Genomic DNA, 18,536 nt, shown 5'->3' with positions numbered 1-18,536 from the left:
CTAAATGACAGTTAATTGTCATATTGATGAAGCCCACCCGTAGGAGCTGCCGAAGGCTGCGATCTTTTGATCTTGGCCATTTCAACATCCACCGAAGATCAAGATCAAAAGATCGCAGCCTTCGGCAGCTCCTACGCCAGTGTCACTTACCTTGTGGGAGTGGGGTCGGTCAGCACTTTCCTGAAGGTTTCCACCAACGGCCGCAAATTGATCCGGTGCCACGCGGCCCACAGTGGCGTGGTGAACGCAATCCACGGCACCTCCCGCAGCACCACGCCTGGCGGTGCATTGCGGCTCAATCCTTTCTGGATCATCGCAATACCGAGCCCGGACGCCACCAGCCCCAGCGCGGTAAACGGCTCGGTGGCTTCCATGCGAATGTCCGGGGTAAACCCTGCGCGGATGCAGGCGCTGACGAAGTCGTCGCGGCTGCTGACATTCTGCCGGTGTTGCACGCCGATCCACTCCTGATCGGCCAGATCTTGCGGAGTCAAAACGGCCTGTTGCGCCAGCGGATGATGCGCGGGCAAGGCCAGCAACATCGGGTCGTCCAGCACCTGAAAACCCAGCAAGTCCGGGTCGTCGGCGACGGGCGGCTCACTGACCAGGGCGATATCCAGACTACGCTGGCGAAGGCCCTCCAATTGTTCGGCGGAACTGAGGTTGTACAGCGCAACGTGGACGTTCGGCCGGTCTACCCGTAACACGCGCAAGGCGTTGGGCAGCACCCCGGCGTGCATGGCGTTTTCGATATAGCCGATGCACAAACCGCCTTCTTCACCACGGCCGAGGCGTTTGCCCAGGGATTCCAAACGGTTGGCGTGGGTCAGCAGCGCACGGGTTTCGGCGAGGAAGGTCTGGCCGTCGCGGGTCAGGCGGATGCGTTGCTGGCTGCGTTCGAACAGTGTCAGGCCCAGGCGTTCTTCAAGCTGGGCAATCTGCCGGCTCAGGGGCGACTGGGAAATGTGCAGGCGTTCGGCGGCGCGACCGACGTGTTCTTCTTCGGCGACGGCGACGAAGTAGCGCAATTGGCGGATGTCGATCATGTCAGACCTGTAGGGACTCAAGTGCTGCGCATTATGTCTTGGACGGTCCGATCGCCGCAATCTACGATTTGCTCAACGGTCACCCATGTGGCCCACGACACTGACGAGGATGAACCATGAGCTTGAAAGACAAACTGCCCGGCGTGCTGGGTTTCGGTACCGCCCCGTTGGGCAACATGTTCCGCGCCATCCCGGAAGACGAGGCCATGGCCACCGTGCATGCGGCCTGGGATGCTGGCGTGCGTTATTTCGACACCGCGCCGTTCTACGGTTCGGGCCTGTCGGAGATTCGCTTGGGTGCTGCGCTGGCCCAATACAACCGCGACGACTATGTGCTCAGCAGCAAGGTCGGCCGGGTGATTCTCGATGAAATCGAAGACACCGCCGCCCGGGATCTGGGCGAGAAGGCTGGTGTGTTTGAACACGGCCGCCCGAACAAAATCGTCAACGACTACAGCGCCGACGCGACGATGCGTTCGATCGAAGACAGCCTCAAACGCCTGCAAACCGATCGTCTGGACATCGTTTGGGTGCACGACATCGCTCAGGATTTCTACGGCGATCAATGGCTGGAATACTTCAATCAGGCTCGTACCGGTGCGTTCAAAGTGCTGACCCGTTTGCGTGAAGAAGGCGTGATCAAGGGCTGGGGCCTGGGCGTGAACAAGGTCGAGCCTTGCGAATTGACGCTGGACCTCACCGAAGCGCAGCCGGACGGCTTTCTGTTGGCCGGTCGCTACACGCTGCTCGACCATGAGCGCGCCTTGCAACGCTTGATGGACTCGGCGCTGGCGCAGAACGTCGAGATCGTCGTTGGCGGTCCTTACAGCTCGGGCATCCTGGCCGGTGGCGCGCACTTCGAATACCAGAAGGCGAGCCCGGCGATCATCAGCAAAGTCGAGCAGATCAAGAAAATTGCGGCGGCCCATGGCGTCAGCGTGAAAGCGGCGGCGTTGCAATTCTCCCTAGCTAATCTAGCGGTGGCGGCGGTGATTCCCGGTTCCAGTCGTCCTGAGCGGATTGCTGAAGATGTGGCGGCCTTGTCAGAGGTGATTCCTGCGGCGTTCTGGCAGGCGTTGCGTGAGGCGAAGCTGATTTCTGAACGAGCGCCGTTGCCGGGTCAACAGATCGCAGCCTTCGGCAGCTCCTACACAGGCGGTGCAGTATGAACATTGATTTGAGTGGCAAGTTGGCGATTGTCAGCGGCAGCACCGCCGGCATTGGCCTGGGCATCAGCAAGGCGCTGGCCGAGTGCGGCGCTACGGTGGTGGTGATCGGCCGCGACTCGGGCAAGGTTGAACAGGCATTGGCGAGCATTCGTGAACGGGTGCCCGGTGCGCAACTGCGTGGCCTGACCGCCGACCTCGGCACCGCTGAAGGCGCCGAGTTGTTGTTCGCCGCCGAGCCACGGGCGGACATCCTGGTGAACAACCTCGGGATCTTCGACGACGTGGACTTCTTCGACGCGCCGGACAGTGAGTGGACGCGTTTCTATGAGGTCAACGTGATCTCCGGCGTGCGCCTGGCTCGGCACTACACGCCGCAAATGGTCAACAACGGTTGGGGCCGAGTGATTTTCCTGTCCTCGGAATCCGGGGTGGCGATTCCGGCGGACATGATCAACTATGGCGTGACCAAAAGCGCCAACCTGGCGGTGTCCCACGGTTTGGCCAAGCGGCTGGCGGGCACAGGGGTGACGGTTAATGCGATCCTGCCTGGCCCGACCTTCACCGACGGCCTGGAACAGATGCTCAAGGACGCCACCGCCGAGTCCGGTCGCAGCGCCCGGGAAGAAGCCGACGCCTTCGTGCGCAAGGCCCGCCCGAGCTCGATCATCCAGCGCGTGGCGGATGTCGAAGAAGTCGCCAACCTGGTGGCCTACATCGCCTCGCCACTGTCCTCGGCCACCACCGGCGCGGCATTGCGGGTGGATGGCGGCGTCGTCGACAGCATGGCAATTTGAACCCTATTCATTGAGAGAGCATTTCATATGGCAACTGCATCAGCGTTTATCGATGTACCGGCTTCGGCCGAGCAAGTGTGGCAATTGATTGGCGGGTTCAACTCGCTGCCGGATTGGCTGCCGTTCATTGTCAAAAGCGAATTGAGCGAAGGCGGGCGAGTACGCAGTCTGAAAACCGCGGATGGGGCGGTGGTGGTTGAACGGCTTGAGGCCTTTGATAACGCCGCCAAGACCTACAGCTACTCGATTGAACAGGCGCCGTTTCCAGCCACCGACTATCTGGCCACACTGCGCGTTGAAGCCCAGGGGCAGGGCGCTCGGGTGACCTGGTCCGGTCGCTTTACCGCCAAAGGCGTGACTGACGAAGAAGTGGAAGCGCTGTTCAACGGCATCTACCAAGGCGGCCTCGAAGCCCTGCGGGCCAACTACCCAGCCTGACAAGATCCCCCGTAGGAGCTGCCGAAGGCTGCGATCTTTTGATCTTGATCTTTTCAATATCGCTAAGAATCAAGATCAAAAGATCGCAGCCTTCGGCAGCTCCTACGGGGCTTTTTTTTGGCTTCAGGTTTGCGGGATCAAGCTCTGCCGGCAATCCAGCGCCAGCCGCGCTCCACCGCTGTCGCTGGTGCCGACGTCCAGGGTGAAGCCGTGCAGGCTGACAATCGCCGCCACAATCGACAACCCCAGCCCGAACCCGCTCTGCTGATTGCCACCCTCGGCCCGATAAAACCGTTGGAACACGGCTTCGCGTTCCGCCACCGGGATACCCGGCCCGGAGTCGAGCACTTCGATCCGCGTATACCCGGACTGATTGAGGCCCCGCAAAATCACCTCGCCACCGGGCGGGGTGAATTTGATTGAGTTGCTCAACAGGTTGGCGATCGCCTCGAACAACAAGGCCCGGTCGCCATTCAGTGTCGGCAAGGCCTCAGGCAATTGCAGTTGAAAAACCAGTTCGCCTTCTTCCGCCAGGGGCAGATAAAAGTCGTGCAGCTCTTGCAGCAACGGCACCGGATCGAGTTGCACAAACCCCGAGCGGCGCTGGCGATCTTCCAGTTCGGAAATCCGCAGCAGCCCGCGAAACCGCGCCATCAGGGTGTCTGCTTCGGCGAGCACCGAGTCCAGTTGTTGCGCCAGTGGCGAACTGTCGTCGGCCTGTTGCTGAATCCGATAGAGCTGCGCGCGCAAGCGGGTCAGCGGGGTGCGCAGGTCGTGGGCGATGTTGTCGCACACGCCTTTGACTTCGTTCATCAAGCGCTCGATGCGTTCGAGCATGGCGTTGACGATGGCGGCGAGCATGTCCAGTTCATCGCGGCGGTTGGACAGTGGCAAGCGATGGGTCAGGTCGCCGGCGACGATGGCTTCGGCGCTGGCCTGGATCGCCCGGATGCGCCGCAGCGGACGGCGACGCAACAAATGCCAACCGGCGATACCGGGCAGGATGGTCAGCGACACCCCCCAGAACAGCGCGTGGAGGATGATCTGGGTCACGGCGAACAGCGAACCGTTGTCCCGCACCAGCACCAGCCAGCGACCGTCCAGCGTCGGGGTTGCCACGGCGTCGCAACTGTCGGCGGGAAGGGTCGGGTCGTCAGACTCGGCGCAGTTGGCGAGCATGTGAATCCGGGCGTCCAGCGGCAGGTCGGGCGGGATCTCGCGCAGGGCGCCGCTGAGGTAGCGATGCTCGGCGTCGAACAGGCCATAGGCGTCGATGCCGCGAATACCGAACGTCATGCTGGCGGCGAGGGCGTCCACCAGTTGCTCGCCCTGGAAGCGCGAAAACAGATGCTGGCGCTGCATCAGCGAGTGCTTGGCCAGGTTGTCCAGGTAGCCGGACACCTCGTAATACATGACCCCCATGAGAATCCCGCTCCAGGCCACGAACAGTGAACTGTAGAGCGCCAGCAAACGGCTGCTGGAAGAGCGCCAGCCTTTAGAGGGGTTCAGCAATGACATACCCCGAGCCTCGCACAGTCCGGATCAATGGGACGTTGCCGGGCGGGTCGATCTTCTTGCGCAAGCGGCCGATGTGGACGTCGATCAGGTTGGTGCCGGGGTCGAAGTGATAACCCCAGACCTCTTCGAAAATCATCATTCGCGACAGAATCTGCCCGGTGTTGCGCATCAGGAATTCCAGCAGCTTGTACTCGGTCGGCAGCAGTGTCAGCAGTTCGCCGTTGCGGCTGGCTTCGTGGCTGATCAGGTTCAGCTCCAGGTCCGCCACCCGCAGCGTCGTGGCGTGGGCGCTGACGGTGTTCTGCCGGCGCAGCAACACTTCCACCCGGGCCGCCATTTCATCGGTGGCGAAAGGTTTGGTCAGGTAGTCGTCACCGCCGGCCCGCAAACCGCGCACGCGCTCGTCGACATCGGAGAGGGCGCTGATCATCAGAATCGGCGTGGCCACGCCCATGGTCCGCAGCGTGGTGACGATGGCCAGGCCATCGAGCTCCGGCAGCATGCGGTCGAGGGTGATCAGGTCGTAATCACCGCTGACCGCTCGCGCCAGGCCTTCGCGACCATTGTCGACCCAATCCACGTCCAGGCCATGGCTGCTCAGTTCAGCCACAATTTCCCGGGCGGTCACGGCGTCGTCTTCGATGGTCAAGATGCGGGTCATAGGGCGAGCCTGCTGTCTGGTTCATTACAGAATGAGGGCATTTTGCCAAGAAATCCGCACGGCTTATTAAATTAACTTTCATGTTGGTTCAGGAACCTGGCGGGCGCTTGGTTTATTTGCACGGAAGATTGATATCATCGAGCCATTATTCGAGAAGGAGCTGCACTGTGCGCACGTTGATTCGCCGTGGCTGGATGCCAATGTTGTTGCTGGTGCTGAGCGTTATCAGCTCCGCCAGTTGGGCCGGTAATACCCCGTGCTCAGGGAAAAAGGGCGGCATCGATCGCTGCGATGGCGAGTTGTTTTTGTGTAACGACGGCTCTATCAGCGGGTCGAAAAAGAGCTGTTCAGCGATGTATGGCGGCCAGAGCCAGGCACGGCCCCAGTCGTTTTTACAAAGCAACGACGGATGCGCGTGCGGTACGGGTGCTTTCTGCACCGGCCCTAGAGGTGGGGTGTATTGCCTGACGCCCAGTGGTAATAAAAGCTACAAGCGCAAGTAACCCGCTTAACCTAAAACATCGACTTTCGATGCAATGCAGAAAACCCGCCGATATTAAGCCGCTCTTGCAAAATGCATGGTCCTCAGACTCGGTTTATTTTTAACCTATTGATATATAAAGATTAATTTAATTGTTGCGACTGGCACGGTGCCTGCAATTCCTCTTTCGACGAGTTGTAACACCATCTTTCATGCCTGGAGCTGAACAATAATGAATAGATCTTCTGATGGTTTTTACCCTGCCGCAGATGAATCAAGCACGCTCTCCGGCGTGTCCTGGGGCGCGATCTTCGCCGGGGCCGCTGCGGCCGCTGCGTTGGCGCTGATTCTGGTGTTGCTCGGCTTCGGCCTGGGCTTTTCCGCTGTCTCACCGTGGGCCAATGAGGGTATCAGCGCCAAGGGCCTGGGTATTTCTACGATTATCTGGCTGGCCGTGACGCAAATCGTTGCGTCCGGGCTCGGCGGTTACATTGCCGGCCGCCTGCGGGTGAAGTGGGCCAACATGCACGGCGATGAAGTCTATTTTCGTGACACCGCTCACGGCTTCTTGTCGTGGTGTGTGGCGACGCTGGTCACCGCGACGCTGGTCGTCGGCTCTGTCAGCAGCGTGATCAGCGGTGGTGTGCAGGCCGGGGCGAGTGTTGCCGGTGGTGCCGCGAGTGCCATGACCCAAGCGGCCGGTACTGCCGCCAGCAACACCAATAGCGACCAGTACGGTTATTTCGTCGATAGCCTGTTCCGTGATGATCGCCCGGCCGCTGTTGGCGATGATGCCGCCCGTGGCACCGTCACCCGCATCTTTGTGCGCACCCTGAGTAACGACGGTCAACTGGCCGCCGAAGATCGGACCTACCTCGCCCAACTGGTCGCCCAACGCACCAACTTGACCCAGGCTGATGCCGAACGCCGTGTCGATGAAGTGTTCGCCAAGGCCCACAAAGCCGTCGAGGACGCCAAGCTCGCCGCTAAACAAGCCGCTGAAACCGCCGCCAAAATCGCAGCGTGGACCGCGTTGTGGATGTTCGTCGCGCTGCTGGCCGGTGCATTTTTCGCCAGCCTCGCCGCTACGTTTGGCGGTCGTCGTCGGGATGCGGTGGTGTATCTGGAATCCGATGCCTACGTCTCCACCACTTCGCTGCCACCTGTTCGCTAACCCAGGAGAATCACCATGCGCTCACTACTTCTGTTCTTTCTCGGCGTGCCAATCCCGATCATTATTCTGATCGCCTTGTTCATGCACTGATTATTCTGAGGCACATGCCTCTGCCGCTTCCGCCTCTGGTGGAAGCGGCGTTTTGCGTTTTGGGGCAAGATGCAACGGCGATCACCCCTGTGGGCGTGCTCGCGAAAGCGGTCGCTCAGTTAACATGATGTTGACTGGCACACCGCTTTCGCGAGCAAGCCCGTTCCCACATTTAATCAGCGTCGTATCAAGGAGAAATGAGTTGGACAAGAAGGAAATCAAACGGCAAGTGCTGGCGATGCTCGATGCCGGCCGTTCCAAAACCGAGACGTTCAAGGCGTTTTCCGGCGGTGCGGTCAAGGACCGGGTGCTGGCTTACTGGATCGCCTCGCGCCCGGACCCGACGCTCAACCAGAAGCATCAAGGCAAGGTCAAAGTGCTGCTTGGGCTCACCATTGCTCAAGCAGTGTTGGGCGCAGTGGCCGGGTTTGTCCTCGGCACGCTGATCGGGCCGAAGGCGACGGTATTCTTCACGCTGTTCGCCGGGCTCGTTCCGTTGTGGTTTGCGTATGGCTTCTACAAGTATCGAGCGCAGTACTTCACCGTCTACATCTTTCTCACCATCAGCCAGTTTTCGCGCTTGTTCAAAGACTATGCCGACGACCCGATATCCACGCTGATCGCCGCCGCGATCACTTTGGCGATGGTGTTTTTTGTGGCCTGGATCAAGAACCTGCTGTTTCCGGACCTGGCTTTTTTCGGCCCGAAAAAGATCAAGGGCCAGTACGTTTTTTCCAACTGACGCACGGGTGAGGGTGGGGCGCCTTTCACTGGCCTGGATCAATATTTCGCGCAGGAATATCGCTTAACGTAAAAGATCCAGGCCCTCGCTGCGGCCTCGACTACAGTGGTTTGACGCGCAGCGATTGCACCGTCGAAGTACCGGTGCAGACCTCCTCGTTTTTTGCGTATCAGTTGGCCAGCAAGGCGTAGTGCAGCATGGAGCTGACGAATCCCACCTGAACTTTTCATGGAAGAACATCGCAATGCAACGCTTAGACAGAACCTTTGATATCCAGCCACTGGTCAGGGCGGATATGACTTTGCAGATCAACGGCCAACCGGTCAGCGCCGCCCTCGGCGAAACCGTCCTCACGGTCATTCAATCCCTTGGCCTGCGCCAGGTGGCTCGCAACGATCACGATCAAATCAGCGGCGCCTATTGCGGCATGGGCGTGTGCCAATGCTGCCTGGTGAAAATCAATGGCCGGCATAAGCGCCGCGCTTGCCAGACCCTTGTGCGTGACGGCATGACCGTTGAAACCCAGGTCAATCGCGTCACCGAGCAGGAGGTCTTATGAGCCTGCATCCGGTGATCGTCGGCGGCGGGCCGGCGGGTATGGGCGCGGCCATTGAACTGGCCCGGCATGGCGTGCGCAGCACCTTGCTCGAAGAAGCTTCGCGACTTGGTGGGGTGGTCTATCGTGGGCCGCTACGCGACGGGGTTCAGCTCGATTATCTGGGCCCGCGCTATTGCGAAATCCTCAACCGGCTGCACGGCGAATTCCAGGAGCAGTCTGGGCTGATCGACGTGCGCCTCAATCATCGCGTGGTCGGGGCCGAAGGCACCCGCGCGTTGGTGGTGCTGGACGGTGACGAGCAGTTGCACGAAATCGCGTATCCGCAATTGCTGTTGGCGGCGGGGTGTCATGAGCGCAGCGTGCCGTTTCCCGGCTGGACCTTGCCCGGTGTGATGTTGTTGGGGGGCCTGCAACTGCAAATCAAGAGCGGCGTGGTCAAGCCGCAGGGGCCTGTGGTGATTACCGGCACTGGGCCGTTGCTGCCACTGGTGGCCTGCCAGTTACACGCGTCCGGGGTGACGGTGGCCGGGGTTTACGAGGCGTGCGCGTTCGGCAAGATCGCCCGGGAAAGCCTGGTGTTGCTGAACAAGCCACAGCTGTTTCTCGACGGTTTGAGCATGCTGGCGTTCCTGAAACTGCACGCCATCCCGATGCACTACGGTTGGGGCGTAGTCGAGGCCCGGGGCGACGGCGAGTTGCAATCGGTGACCGTGGCGCCGTATTCCAGCACCTGGGTGCCGGACCTGAACCGCGCCGAACAGATTCCGGCCCAAACCCTGGCGGTCGGCTACGGCTTTATCCCGCGCACCCAACTCAGCCAGCAAATGGGCCTGAACCACGGTTTCAGCGCCGACGGCTACCTGCGGGCCAACGCTAATAGCTGGCAGCAAAGCAACGAATCCCACGTGCACCTGGCCGGCGACATGGGCGGGATTCGCGGCGGTGAAGCGGCGATGCTGGCGGGACGGATCGCCGCGCTGTCGATCCTGCTGCAACGGGGCGTTTTGGACATGGAGCTGGCGCTGGTCCGGCGTGACCGCTACCTGTCGAAACTCAAAGCCATCGTGCGTTTTCGCGCAGCGGTTGACCGCTACACCGAACGCGGCACTGGGCAAACCGCGCTGCCCGCCGCCGACACAGTGATCTGCCGTTGCGAACACGCGACCCGCGCCGACATCGACCGGGCGCTGGAGCAGGGCGTGCAAGACATCGCCAGCCTGAAAATGCGCACCCGCGTCAGCATGGGCGATTGCCAGGGCCGGATGTGCGTCGGCTATTGCAGCGATCGGCTGCGCGAAGCCACCGGGCGCCAGGATGTCGGCTGGTTGCGCCCGCGTTTTCCGATTGATCCGATTCCGTTTTCAGCCTTTCACAACGCCGCCACGGAGGCCGCCGAGCATGAGTAAGTTCTATGACGTGGTCATCGCCGGCGGCGGTGTGATCGGGGCGTCCTGCGCCTATCAACTGTCCAAGCGCAAAAACCTCAAGGTCGCGCTGATTGACTTCAAGCGTCCGGGCAACGCGAGCCGGGCATCCGCCGGTGGTTTGTGGGCCATCGGCGAGTCGGTGGGGTTGGGCTGCGGGGTGATTTTCTTTCGCATGATGTCCGCCAACCGCAAGCGTGAAGCCCAGGGTTCGGCGGTGGTGGTGGATTCCAGCACGCCGCACATCCTGCCCCAGTCGTTCTTCGAATTCGCCTTGCAGTCCAACGCCCTGTACCCGGCGTTGCACAAGGAGCTGCAGGACAACCACGGGATGGATTTCAAGTTCGAGAAAACCGGGTTGAAATTCGTCATCTACGACGATGAAGACCGGCTCTATGCCGAGCACATTGTGGCCTGCATTCCGCATCTGGCGGACCAGGTGCGCTGGCTCGACCAAGCGGCGCTGCGTGAAGCCGAGCCCGCCGTCAGCCATGAGGCGAGGGGAGCGCTGGAGTTTCTTTGCGACCATCAGGTCAGCCCGTTCCGACTGGCCGACGCCTACACCGAAGGCGCGCGGCAGAACGGCGTGGACCTGTATTTCAACACCAACGTCACCGGGGTGTTACACCATGGTTCGCGGGTTACCGGTGTGCAAACTGCCGAGGCCGGGGTGTTCCATTGCGACACCCTTATCAACGCGGCGGGTGCTTGGGCGGCGGATTTGAGCGAACAGGCCACCGGCATCCGGATTCCGGTGAACCCGGTGAAGGGGCAGATTTTGCTGACCGAGCGCATGCCGAAGATCTTGAATGGCTGCCTGACCACCAGCGATTGCTACGTGGCGCAGAAGGATAACGGCGAGATCCTGATTGGCAGCACCACCGAGGACAAAGGCTTCGACGTCACCACCACCTACCCGGAAATTGCCGGGCTGGTGCAAGGCGCGGTGCGCTGCATTCCAGAACTGGCCGACGTGAATCTCAAGCGTACCTGGGCCGGGTTGCGGCCGGGTTCGCCGGATGAGTTGCCGATTCTCGGGCCGATGAAAGGGGTGCAGGGGTATCTCAATGCGTGCGGGCATTTCCGCACCGGTATCCTGACCTCGGCGATTACCGGGGTGTTGCTGGATAAATTGGTGAACAACGAGGCGCTGCCGCTGGATATCACGCCGTTTTTGGCGGATCGGTTTGCGGTGAAGGCAGCGGTGGAGGAGACAGCGCTGGAAATGGCTTGATATTAAAGATCAAAAGATCGCAGCCTTCGGCAGCTCCTACGGGGGGCGGGTGTACCCAAATCCGTGTAGGAGCTGCCGAAGGCTGCGATCTTTTGCGGGGCTCCTGCCTTATCCGGCCTTGCCCGATGCCTGCTCCTCCAGCTGATCCGACTCAAACAATTTGGCCAGTTCCGCCCGCGCTTCCTGGGCGGTTTGCAAGACCTTCGCCGCATCGTCATACACCGCATGCTGGGCCTCCAGCACCTGTTCATCGTGATGCTTGAAGCGTTTGATTCGCGCATCGGCCTGGGCCTGGGTCAGCCCGAGGCCCACCAGCGTGCGCCGGCTCATTTCCAGGCTGGAATAGTAGGTTTCCCGAATCGCCTCGGCGCCCAAATCGACCAACCGGTGCACATGCTGACGGTTGCGCGCCCGGGCGATGATTTTGATATGCGGGTACAAGCGATGCACCACTTCGGCGGTCTTGATATTGGTGTCCGGGTCGTCCGTGGCGATGATGAAATATTCCGCCTGCTCGACCTTGGCCGCGCTGAGGATTTCCGGGCGCATCGGGTCGCCGTAGAACACCGGCACACCGCCAAAGCTGCGGGACAGTTCGATGGTTTCCACCGATGTATCCAGCGCCACGAATTTGATGTTCTGCGCCCGCAGAATCCGCGCCACGATCTGGCCCATCCGGCCCATGCCGGCGATCACCACACGGGGAGCGTCGGTGTCGATGTCGCGGAATTTCTCCGGCACCATCACCGGTTGCACCTTGGGCGTGTACAGCCGCGCGCACAGCAGCAACAACAGTGGCGTCACCGCCATGGACAAGGTGATCGTCAGCACCAGCAAGTCGTACAGACGCGGTTCGAACAAGCCCTGGTCGCGACCGATCTTGAACACCACAAACGCAAACTCACCCCCGGCCGCGAGCACGATGCCGAGGCGAATCGCGCTGACTTTGCCCAACCCACCCGCGAGCCGCCCGACCACAAACAGCAGCGGCAGCTTGATCGCGATCAGCAGCAGGGTCAGCCCCAGCACGGTGATCGGCGCGCTCAGCAGCAGACTCAGGTTGGCGCCCATGCCGACGCTGATAAAGAACAGCCCCAGCAGCAAACCCTTGAACGGCTCGATCTGCGCTTCCAGTTCATGACGGTATTCGGAGTCCGCCAACAGCAACCCGGCGAGGAACGCACCGAGTGCCATCGACACACCGACCAGGTCCATCAACCACGCGGTGCCGATCACCACCAGCAACGCGGTGGCGGTGGAGACTTCCGGCAAACCGGTCTTGGCCACCACCCGGAACACCGGTCGCAGCAGATATCGCCCGCCGATCACCACCACCGCGATGCTGCCCAGTACCCGCAGACCGTGATTCAAATCGTCGGCGGCACTGGTGGTGTGATCACCGCCGGCCAGCAGCGGCACCATGGCGATCAACGGGATCGCGGCAATGTCCTGGAACAGCAGAATCGCGAACGCCAGACGCCCGTGGGGGCTGGTCAGTTCCTTGCGCTCAGCCAGGCTTTACAGGCCAAACGCGGTGGAGGACAGCGCCAGGCCCAAGCCCAGCACAATCGCGCTGTTCAGCGACTGGCCGAACACGAACAACGCCAGCACGCCGATCACCGAACCGGTCAACAGCACTTGGGCCAGACCGACGCCAAACACCGATTTGCGCATCACCCATAAACGTCGCGGCGACAGTTCCAGGCCGATGATAAACAGCAGCAGCACCACCCCAAGCTCGGAGATATGGCTGACGCTTTGCGGGTTGCCGATCAAGCCCAGCACCGACGGGCCGATGATCACCCCGGCAAACAGATAACCGAGTACTGCGCCCAATTGCAGGCGTTTGGCCAAAGGCACGGTGAGCACCGCCGCGAACAGAAAAACGACAGCGGCTTGCAACAGGTTGCCTTCATGGGGCATGACGAAACTCCAAAGACTCGGTACGGCGAGGGTGCCAAGGATAAAGGCTGTAACCGGATGCGTCAGCAAAGCGTTACAGCGCAGTTGTTACATTTCGCATCAATTGGTTACATTCATAGGATAAGCTGATCAATCTGCCTGTCCCCGAGTGCGCGCACCATGGCCATCAATTTCGACCTGAACGACCTGCAAGCCTTTCGCGCTGTGGTCGAGCAGGGCAGTTTTCGCAAGGCCGCCGACACCGTGCGCATTTCCCAGCCAGCTCTGAGCCGACGCATCGAAAAACTCGAAGATGCCCTGGGTGTGAAGCTGTTCGAGCGCACCACCCGCAAGGTCAGCCTGACCCAGGCCGGGCGCGGCTTCATTCCCAGCGTCGAGCGGTTACTGGACGATCTGGACGTGGCGCTGCTCGGCATCAGTGAAGTCGCTTCGACCCGACTCGGTCATGTCACTGTCGCGTGCGTGCCGTCGGCGGCGTACTACTTCATGCCGCGTGTGATCGCCCATTACCATCGGCAATTTCCCCGGATCAAGGTCAAGGTTCTCGATTCCAGTGCCCACGATGTGCTTAGTGCCGTGGTCAACAGCGAGGCGGATTTCGGGTTGAGTTTCATGGGTACGCTGGAGGCCGAGGTCGATTTTGAACCCTTGGTGCAGGAAGGGTATGTGGTGGCCTGTCGCCGCGATCACCCGTTGGCCGGGCGCAGCAGCGTGACCTGGGACGAGTTTTACCGGCAGGACTACATCTCCCTCGACAAGACTTCAGGTAACCGTTTTTTACTGGATCAAGCGCTGGCCGGCGTGGTGCCGCAACGGCCGAGCATCTGCGAAACCCGTCACGTCACGACGATGATCGGCTTGGTAGAGGCGGGATTAGGCGTGGCGGCGGTGCCGTTGATGGCGATGCCGGCCGAAGATCACCCGATTCTGACGCGGGTGCCGCTGACCGATCCGCAGGTGATGCGCAGTGTCGGGCTGATCAAGCGCCGGGGTCGCACCTTGACCCCGGCAGCCTTGGAGCTGGAACGGCTGGTGGTGGAAATGAAAGTGCAGCCGGTCAGCGGCTGACCGAATCCAGCCCGGTGGCTCGCACCTGCGGCTGAACAGCCGGGGAGGCCAGGTACTCCAGCAACGCCTTGGCTTGTGCCGGGTGTTGCGCGCCCACCGGAATGCCGGCGGCAAAACGCGTCACCGACTGCACCGACTCCGGAATCTTCGCCACAAAACTCACCCCCGGCACCGGCAGCAATTCGCTGACCTGCTGGAAGCCCAGTTGATAATCGCCGGTCGCAACCACCGAGCCCACGGGGATCTTCGGAATCATCTTCGACTTCGGCTTGAGCTGGTCCTCGATGCCGAGTTTTTTGAACAACTGCTCCTCGATGTACACACCGCTGGCGCTGTCGGAATAGGCCACCGATTGGGCGTCAAGCAGGGTCTTTTTCAAGCTCTCCACGGAGCTGATATCGGGTGTTGCCGCGCCTTCGCGCACCACCAGGCCGATCCGCGAATCCGCCAGCTCCACCCGTGACGCGGGGTCGACTTTGCCTTGTTTGATCAGGTCGTCCAACGCGTAGCCGACCATGATCACCACGTCGGCGTGTTCACCGCGCGCCAGGCGATTGGGGATCGCCTCCGGCGCCTTGCCCATCGAAGGGCCGAGGGCGGTGTCGAGGGAGTTGCCGGTGGACTGGGCGAATGCCGGGCCGAGGATTTTGTAGGCAGCGGTAAAACCGCCGGAAGTCATCACGTGGATCTCTTCGGCCTGGGCAACGGCGCTCAAACCAGCGATGAGCAGCAGGGCGGCGTAGTTGAAAATCTTTTTCATCGAATAAGTCTCGCAGTCAAAGGTCAGTCACGACACGGCCGGTTGCAGGCGCCCGGTGGAGCGACGATAGAGAAACAGCGTCGCGCACAGGGCACACAGCGCGGCAAAACTCATCCAGTAACCCGGCGCCGCCTTGTCGCCGGTGTACTGGATCAGGAAGGTCGACATCGCCGGGGTAAACCCGCCAAACACCGCCGTCGCCAGGCTGTATGCCAGGGAGAACCCGGCCACCCGCACTTCCACCGGCATGATTTCGGTGAGCGCGGCGACCATCGCGCCGTTGTACAAGCCATAAATGAACGACAGCCACAGCAACACCAGCAGCATGTTGAGGAAACTCGGCGCGTTCACTAGATACGTCAGCGCCGGATAGGCCGTGGCCAGGGTCAGCAGCGCCATGGCGATCAGCACCGGACGCCGGCCGATGCGGTCGGACAGGGCACCGCCAATCGGCAGCCAGAAGAAGTTCGACACACCCACCAGCAGCGTCACCAGCAACGCATCGGACGTGCTCAGGTGCAGCACGGTTTTGCCGAAGGTCGGCGCGTACACGGTGATCAGGTAAAACGCGGTGGTGGTCAGAGCGACCATCATCATTCCGCCGAGCACGATCCCCCAGTTTTGCGCCAGGGTGCGGAACACCTCGCCCATGCTCGGGCGGTGTTTGCGCGCGGCGAATTCTTCGGTTTCTTCGAGGTTGCGGCGCAGGAAAAAGATGAACGGCACGATCATGCAGCCGACGAAGAACGGAATCCGCCAGCCCCAATCGGCAATCATCGCTGGCGCCATCCATTGGTTCAGTCCATAGCCCAGCGCTGCCGCGACGATGATCGCCACTTGCTGGCTGGCCGATTGCCAACTGGTGAAGAAGCCCTTGTTGCCCGGCGTGGCAATCTCCGAAAGGTACACCGAGACACCGCCCATTTCCGCACCGGCCGAAAAGCCTTGCAGCAAGCGGCCGATCAACACAATGGCGGGGGCAAACAGCCCGATGGTCTCGTAGCCGGGCACCAACACAATCAGAATCGTGCCGCTGGCCATGATCGACAACGTCACGATCAAGCCTTTGCGCCGGCCCACGTCATCGATGTACGCGCCCAGCACCACAGCGCCGAGCGGACGCATCAGGAACCCGGCGCCGAACACCGCGAAGGTCATCATCAGGGAGGCGAATTCGCTGCTGGCCGGGAAGAACACGGCGGCGATCTGCGTGGCGTAGAAGCCGAAAAGGAAGAAGTCGAACTGTTCCAGAAAGTTGCCCGAGGTGACTCGGAAAATCGCACTGGCCCGGGAGCGACCGGAAGGGATTGATGCTGTCATTGACCTGTACTCCACCGCTTTTATGACGTGCGCTGCGTGGGGGCGGCGCACGGTTCTTATTGGGGCGGATAGTGGGCCAGGGGCATCGATATGTTAATTGCATAGTTGGCATGTATTGATGCGTGAAGTGGATCAATACACCGCTCGCCAAAGGATTGTGGTCAGGCCGTGGCCATCGGTTGTTCGATTGCTGAGGCATCAGCGGCTACCTGCCTTTGTGCCGCCAACAACGGCGGTAGCGGGCAATCCAGCAAATCGGCCACAGCACGCATCAGTTCCGCTTCGGCGACCGACACGGTTCCGTCATGCACAATGCAGCGCACCATGGCGTTTAACAGTGCGGGCCGTTCGTCCGGCATGAGATGGCGCAAGCGCTTGAGCGCCGCTTCCAGGCCGGCCAGATCTTCCAGCTCGGGCGGCAGTTCTTCGGGACGCTCGAACTCCAAGCCTTCCCACGCATATTCAACGGCCCGCGCGGCGTCCTCCGGGCCTGGCTGACCGGTACGCGCGAGGTTGGTCAGCAAAACCATCAACTCCTCGGCACACTGGAATAGCCCGAACTTGAATTGCACTGGCGGCGCGCCTTCGACATTGAGCTCGACGATTCGCAACAAGGTCCATTCCAGCAATTCGGTTTCGTTATCGGCCTCAATCAACTGATTCAGATTGCGCTTCACCGCCGCAAAGGGTTTTTTGCCCAATAGTTTGAGGCTGGGGATCGCCAGGTCCACCAGCGGCAGGCGCAGCCCCGGGTCTAGGGTCAACAGCGGTTCGCGCAACAGGCTCAGCATGTTGAACACCGAGCTGTCGATATTCGATTGCAGCGTCTCCAATTGAATCGTCAGCAGGGACGTCGAGCGGGATAACAACAAACCGTAAATCAAGGCTTGGGCGCCGTCAGCGCTGCGGGCCGCCAGTTTGAGTGTCTGCGCAATGTCGTCCAGCATGCGGCGAGCTTCGGTCAAATGTTCGGGTCGCGCAGAACCGATGGTTGCAACCGAAGCCTGGATGGCGCTCACGTCGTAAAGCACTGCCGTGGCAGCGGCGGGCACACCGCTGAACGCGTCCAGCATCGGTGAGACGGTGCTGGCCTCAGGGGTGGCCAGTTCGGGTGCAGCGATGGTCGGAAAATTGCCATCCCATTGCGCATCGATCCGCCGAATGCGGTCACTCAGGTCTGGATGGGTAGCCAATAAGTCATCCCCCAGCGACGAGGTGCCCGAGCCGAAATACAGATGACTGAACTCTGCGGCGCGGGCGGCGTTGATTGTCGCCCCCAGTTCATAGCCGCCGATTTTTTTCAGTGCCCCGGCGATGCTCTGCGGGTTGCGGGTGAATTGCACCGCCGTCGCATCGGCCAGGAACTCACGTTGCCGGCTGACTGCCGCTTTGATCAGATTGCCAAAGAACGTACCGGCAAACCCCACGATGCACAGCACGAAGCCAATCAGAACGGGGAGGACGGTGAGTTGGAAGCGATTGGCCGGGGTATCGCGGACGCGGTCCATGCCACGCAAGATGAAACTGCCTGTCAGCCCGAGCACCAGAATGCCGTGGACGATGGCCACCAGGCGGGTATTGAGGCGCATGTCGCCGTTGTAGATATGGCTGAATTCATGAGCAATGACGCCTTGCAGCTCTTCGCGGGTCAGCAGGGTTATCGCGCCCTGCGTCACGCCGATGACCGCATCCTGAGGCGTGAAACCGGCGGCGAAGGCGTTGATGCCATGATCAGGCAGCAGGTACACCGATGGCACGACGGTGCCCGAGGCGAGGGCCATTTCCTCAACCACATTGACCAAACGCTGTTCTTCCAGCGTCTGCGCACTGTGGTTGATCAGGCGCCCGCCGAGGCGTCGCGCAACCACTTTGCCCCCCGCCGACAGCTCGGAATGTTTCGCCAGGCTGCCAAACAGCACAATGCTCACCACCACCGCTGAAACAATGGTGATAAGCCGCCAACTCATCTCCAGGTCCATGAGGGTGTGGCCGTTGCCATCGGTAACCGGCACGGTCATCAACACGCTGGAAATGATGATCAGGCTGAACACTGCAAGGATCATCAGAAAGATCAGCAGTACCGTCCGGCGCCTGGCCTTGCGTTGTTGTTCAAAGAAATTCATGGGGCCATCCGT

At 60.9% G+C, this 18,536-nt stretch carries 17 protein-coding genes and 1 pseudogene; 10 read left to right on the top strand and 8 right to left on the bottom strand.

Annotated features, from left to right (window positions below; genetic code table 11):
• Window positions 1-146: 146 nt before the first annotated feature.
• Window positions 147-1,046: a LysR substrate-binding domain-containing protein gene (locus tag V5E99_RS21075; RefSeq protein WP_499804182.1), complete on the bottom strand. Its 900-nt coding sequence runs from the start codon at window positions 1,044-1,046 to the stop codon at window positions 147-149.
• A 116-nt stretch (window positions 1,047-1,162) separates the two neighbouring features.
• On the opposite strand from V5E99_RS21075, the gene V5E99_RS21070 reads away from it, so the two are divergent.
• From V5E99_RS21070 to V5E99_RS21060, 3 genes are read left to right on the top strand one after another with little or no spacing between them, the layout of a single operon-like run.
• Window positions 1,163-2,215, top strand: coding sequence for an aldo/keto reductase (locus V5E99_RS21070; protein ID WP_499804181.1), 1,053 nt, complete (start codon window positions 1,163-1,165; stop codon window positions 2,213-2,215).
• A complete protein-coding gene (locus V5E99_RS21065; RefSeq protein ID WP_499804180.1) occupies window positions 2,212-3,009 on the top strand; it encodes an SDR family NAD(P)-dependent oxidoreductase in 798 nt (265 codons plus the stop codon). Before V5E99_RS21070 ends, V5E99_RS21065 begins: the two co-directional genes overlap by 4 nt.
• Before the next feature lie 27 nt (window positions 3,010-3,036).
• Window positions 3,037-3,447: an SRPBCC family protein gene (locus tag V5E99_RS21060; protein ID WP_499804179.1), complete on the top strand. Its 411-nt coding sequence runs from the start codon at window positions 3,037-3,039 to the stop codon at window positions 3,445-3,447.
• 123 nt (window positions 3,448-3,570) lie between these two features.
• On the opposite strand, the gene V5E99_RS21055 is transcribed toward V5E99_RS21060, so the two are convergent.
• The gene (locus V5E99_RS21055) at window positions 3,571-4,965 is read right to left on the bottom strand and encodes a sensor histidine kinase (protein WP_499804178.1); all 1,395 of its coding nucleotides are present in this window, start codon (window positions 4,963-4,965) and stop codon (window positions 3,571-3,573) included.
• Window positions 4,943-5,626 (bottom strand): response regulator transcription factor, encoded by a 684-nt coding sequence (locus V5E99_RS21050; RefSeq protein ID WP_499804177.1) that lies wholly within the window; start codon window positions 5,624-5,626, stop codon window positions 4,943-4,945. The genes V5E99_RS21055 and V5E99_RS21050 overlap by 23 nt, the downstream gene beginning before the upstream one ends.
• 167 nt (window positions 5,627-5,793) lie before the next feature.
• Between V5E99_RS21050 and V5E99_RS21045 the strand changes: the two genes are divergently transcribed.
• From V5E99_RS21045 to hcnC, 6 genes are all read left to right on the top strand, one after another.
• Entirely contained in the window at window positions 5,794-6,129 is a 336-nt protein-coding gene (locus V5E99_RS21045; RefSeq protein WP_499804176.1) for a YdcA family protein, read from the top strand.
• 210 nt (window positions 6,130-6,339) lie between these two features.
• Window positions 6,340-7,281 carry a hypothetical protein gene (locus tag V5E99_RS21040; protein ID WP_499804175.1) on the top strand — a complete coding sequence of 314 codons (942 nt, stop codon included), beginning with the start codon at window positions 6,340-6,342 and terminating at the stop codon, window positions 7,279-7,281.
• Window positions 7,282-7,573: 292 nt separating this feature from the next.
• Window positions 7,574-8,113, top strand: coding sequence for a permease (locus tag V5E99_RS21035; protein ID WP_499804174.1), 540 nt, complete (start codon window positions 7,574-7,576; stop codon window positions 8,111-8,113).
• A gap of 244 nt (window positions 8,114-8,357) precedes the next feature.
• Window positions 8,358-8,672, top strand: coding sequence for a cyanide-forming glycine dehydrogenase subunit HcnA (hcnA, locus tag V5E99_RS21030; RefSeq protein ID WP_499804173.1), 315 nt, complete (start codon window positions 8,358-8,360; stop codon window positions 8,670-8,672).
• Entirely contained in the window at window positions 8,669-10,078 is a 1,410-nt protein-coding gene (gene hcnB, locus V5E99_RS21025) for a cyanide-forming glycine dehydrogenase subunit HcnB (protein ID WP_499804172.1), read from the top strand. Before hcnA ends, hcnB begins: the two co-directional genes overlap by 4 nt.
• Window positions 10,071-11,330 (top strand): cyanide-forming glycine dehydrogenase subunit HcnC, encoded by a 1,260-nt coding sequence (gene hcnC, locus V5E99_RS21020; RefSeq protein WP_499804171.1) that lies wholly within the window; start codon window positions 10,071-10,073, stop codon window positions 11,328-11,330. Before hcnB ends, hcnC begins: the two co-directional genes overlap by 8 nt.
• A 108-nt stretch (window positions 11,331-11,438) precedes the next feature.
• Here the strand turns inward: hcnC and V5E99_RS21015 are convergent, their stop codons facing one another.
• The gene (locus V5E99_RS21015; RefSeq protein ID WP_499804186.1) at window positions 11,439-11,660 is read right to left on the bottom strand and encodes a hypothetical protein; all 222 of its coding nucleotides are present in this window, start codon (window positions 11,658-11,660) and stop codon (window positions 11,439-11,441) included.
• A 39-nt stretch (window positions 11,661-11,699) separates the two neighbouring features.
• Window positions 11,700-13,253 (bottom strand): annotated as a pseudogene (locus V5E99_RS21010) (monovalent cation:proton antiporter-2 (CPA2) family protein); the annotation flags it as partial.
• 159 nt (window positions 13,254-13,412) lie between these two features.
• On the opposite strand from V5E99_RS21010, the gene V5E99_RS21005 reads away from it, so the two are divergent.
• The gene (locus V5E99_RS21005) at window positions 13,413-14,321 is read left to right on the top strand and encodes a LysR family transcriptional regulator (protein WP_499804170.1); all 909 of its coding nucleotides are present in this window, start codon (window positions 13,413-13,415) and stop codon (window positions 14,319-14,321) included.
• Here V5E99_RS21005 and V5E99_RS21000 read toward each other — a convergent pair.
• The 3 genes from V5E99_RS21000 to V5E99_RS20990 form a co-directional block, all read right to left on the bottom strand.
• Window positions 14,311-15,081: a substrate-binding domain-containing protein gene (locus V5E99_RS21000; RefSeq protein ID WP_499804169.1), complete on the bottom strand. Its 771-nt coding sequence runs from the start codon at window positions 15,079-15,081 to the stop codon at window positions 14,311-14,313. The two genes, V5E99_RS21005 and V5E99_RS21000, sit on opposite strands and share 11 nt — an antisense overlap.
• A gap of 27 nt (window positions 15,082-15,108) precedes the next feature.
• Entirely contained in the window at window positions 15,109-16,401 is a 1,293-nt protein-coding gene (locus tag V5E99_RS20995) for an MFS transporter (RefSeq protein ID WP_499804168.1), read from the bottom strand.
• Between the two features lie 161 nt (window positions 16,402-16,562).
• Window positions 16,563-18,524 carry a M48 family metallopeptidase gene (locus tag V5E99_RS20990; RefSeq protein ID WP_499804167.1) on the bottom strand — a complete coding sequence of 654 codons (1,962 nt, stop codon included), beginning with the start codon at window positions 18,522-18,524 and terminating at the stop codon, window positions 16,563-16,565.
• Window positions 18,525-18,536: the final 12 nt, after the last annotated feature.

This window comes from Janthinobacterium sp. LPB2021202312-11-4 (assembly GCF_037049705.1).
In the GTDB taxonomy this organism is placed as follows: Bacteria; Pseudomonadota; Gammaproteobacteria; order Pseudomonadales; family Pseudomonadaceae; genus Aquipseudomonas.
Note: the sequence above shows the minus strand (reverse complement) of the source record. Positions and strands in the feature narration are given on the sequence as shown.

Coding starts and splice junctions, on each gene's coding strand:
- V5E99_RS21075 (WP_499804182.1), bottom strand. CDS start 1,046: ATGATCGACATCCGCCAATTGCGCTACTTCGTCGCCGTCGCCGAAGAA.
- V5E99_RS21070 (WP_499804181.1), top strand. CDS start 1,163: ATGAGCTTGAAAGACAAACTGCCCGGCGTGCTGGGTTTCGGTACCGCC.
- V5E99_RS21065 (WP_499804180.1), top strand. CDS start 2,212: ATGAACATTGATTTGAGTGGCAAGTTGGCGATTGTCAGCGGCAGCACC.
- V5E99_RS21060 (WP_499804179.1), top strand. CDS start 3,037: ATGGCAACTGCATCAGCGTTTATCGATGTACCGGCTTCGGCCGAGCAA.
- V5E99_RS21055 (WP_499804178.1), bottom strand. CDS start 4,965: ATGTCATTGCTGAACCCCTCTAAAGGCTGGCGCTCTTCCAGCAGCCGT.
- V5E99_RS21050 (WP_499804177.1), bottom strand. CDS start 5,626: ATGACCCGCATCTTGACCATCGAAGACGACGCCGTGACCGCCCGGGAA.
- V5E99_RS21040 (WP_499804175.1), top strand. CDS start 6,340: ATGAATAGATCTTCTGATGGTTTTTACCCTGCCGCAGATGAATCAAGC.
- hcnA (WP_499804173.1), top strand. CDS start 8,358: ATGCAACGCTTAGACAGAACCTTTGATATCCAGCCACTGGTCAGGGCG.
- hcnB (WP_499804172.1), top strand. CDS start 8,669: ATGAGCCTGCATCCGGTGATCGTCGGCGGCGGGCCGGCGGGTATGGGC.
- hcnC (WP_499804171.1), top strand. CDS start 10,071: ATGAGTAAGTTCTATGACGTGGTCATCGCCGGCGGCGGTGTGATCGGG.
- V5E99_RS21015 (WP_499804186.1), bottom strand. CDS start 11,660: ATGAGCCGGCGCACGCTGGTGGGCCTCGGGCTGACCCAGGCCCAGGCC.
- V5E99_RS21005 (WP_499804170.1), top strand. CDS start 13,413: ATGGCCATCAATTTCGACCTGAACGACCTGCAAGCCTTTCGCGCTGTG.
- V5E99_RS21000 (WP_499804169.1), bottom strand. CDS start 15,081: ATGAAAAAGATTTTCAACTACGCCGCCCTGCTGCTCATCGCTGGTTTG.
- V5E99_RS20995 (WP_499804168.1), bottom strand. CDS start 16,401: ATGACAGCATCAATCCCTTCCGGTCGCTCCCGGGCCAGTGCGATTTTC.
- V5E99_RS20990 (WP_499804167.1), bottom strand. CDS start 18,524: ATGAATTTCTTTGAACAACAACGCAAGGCCAGGCGCCGGACGGTACTG.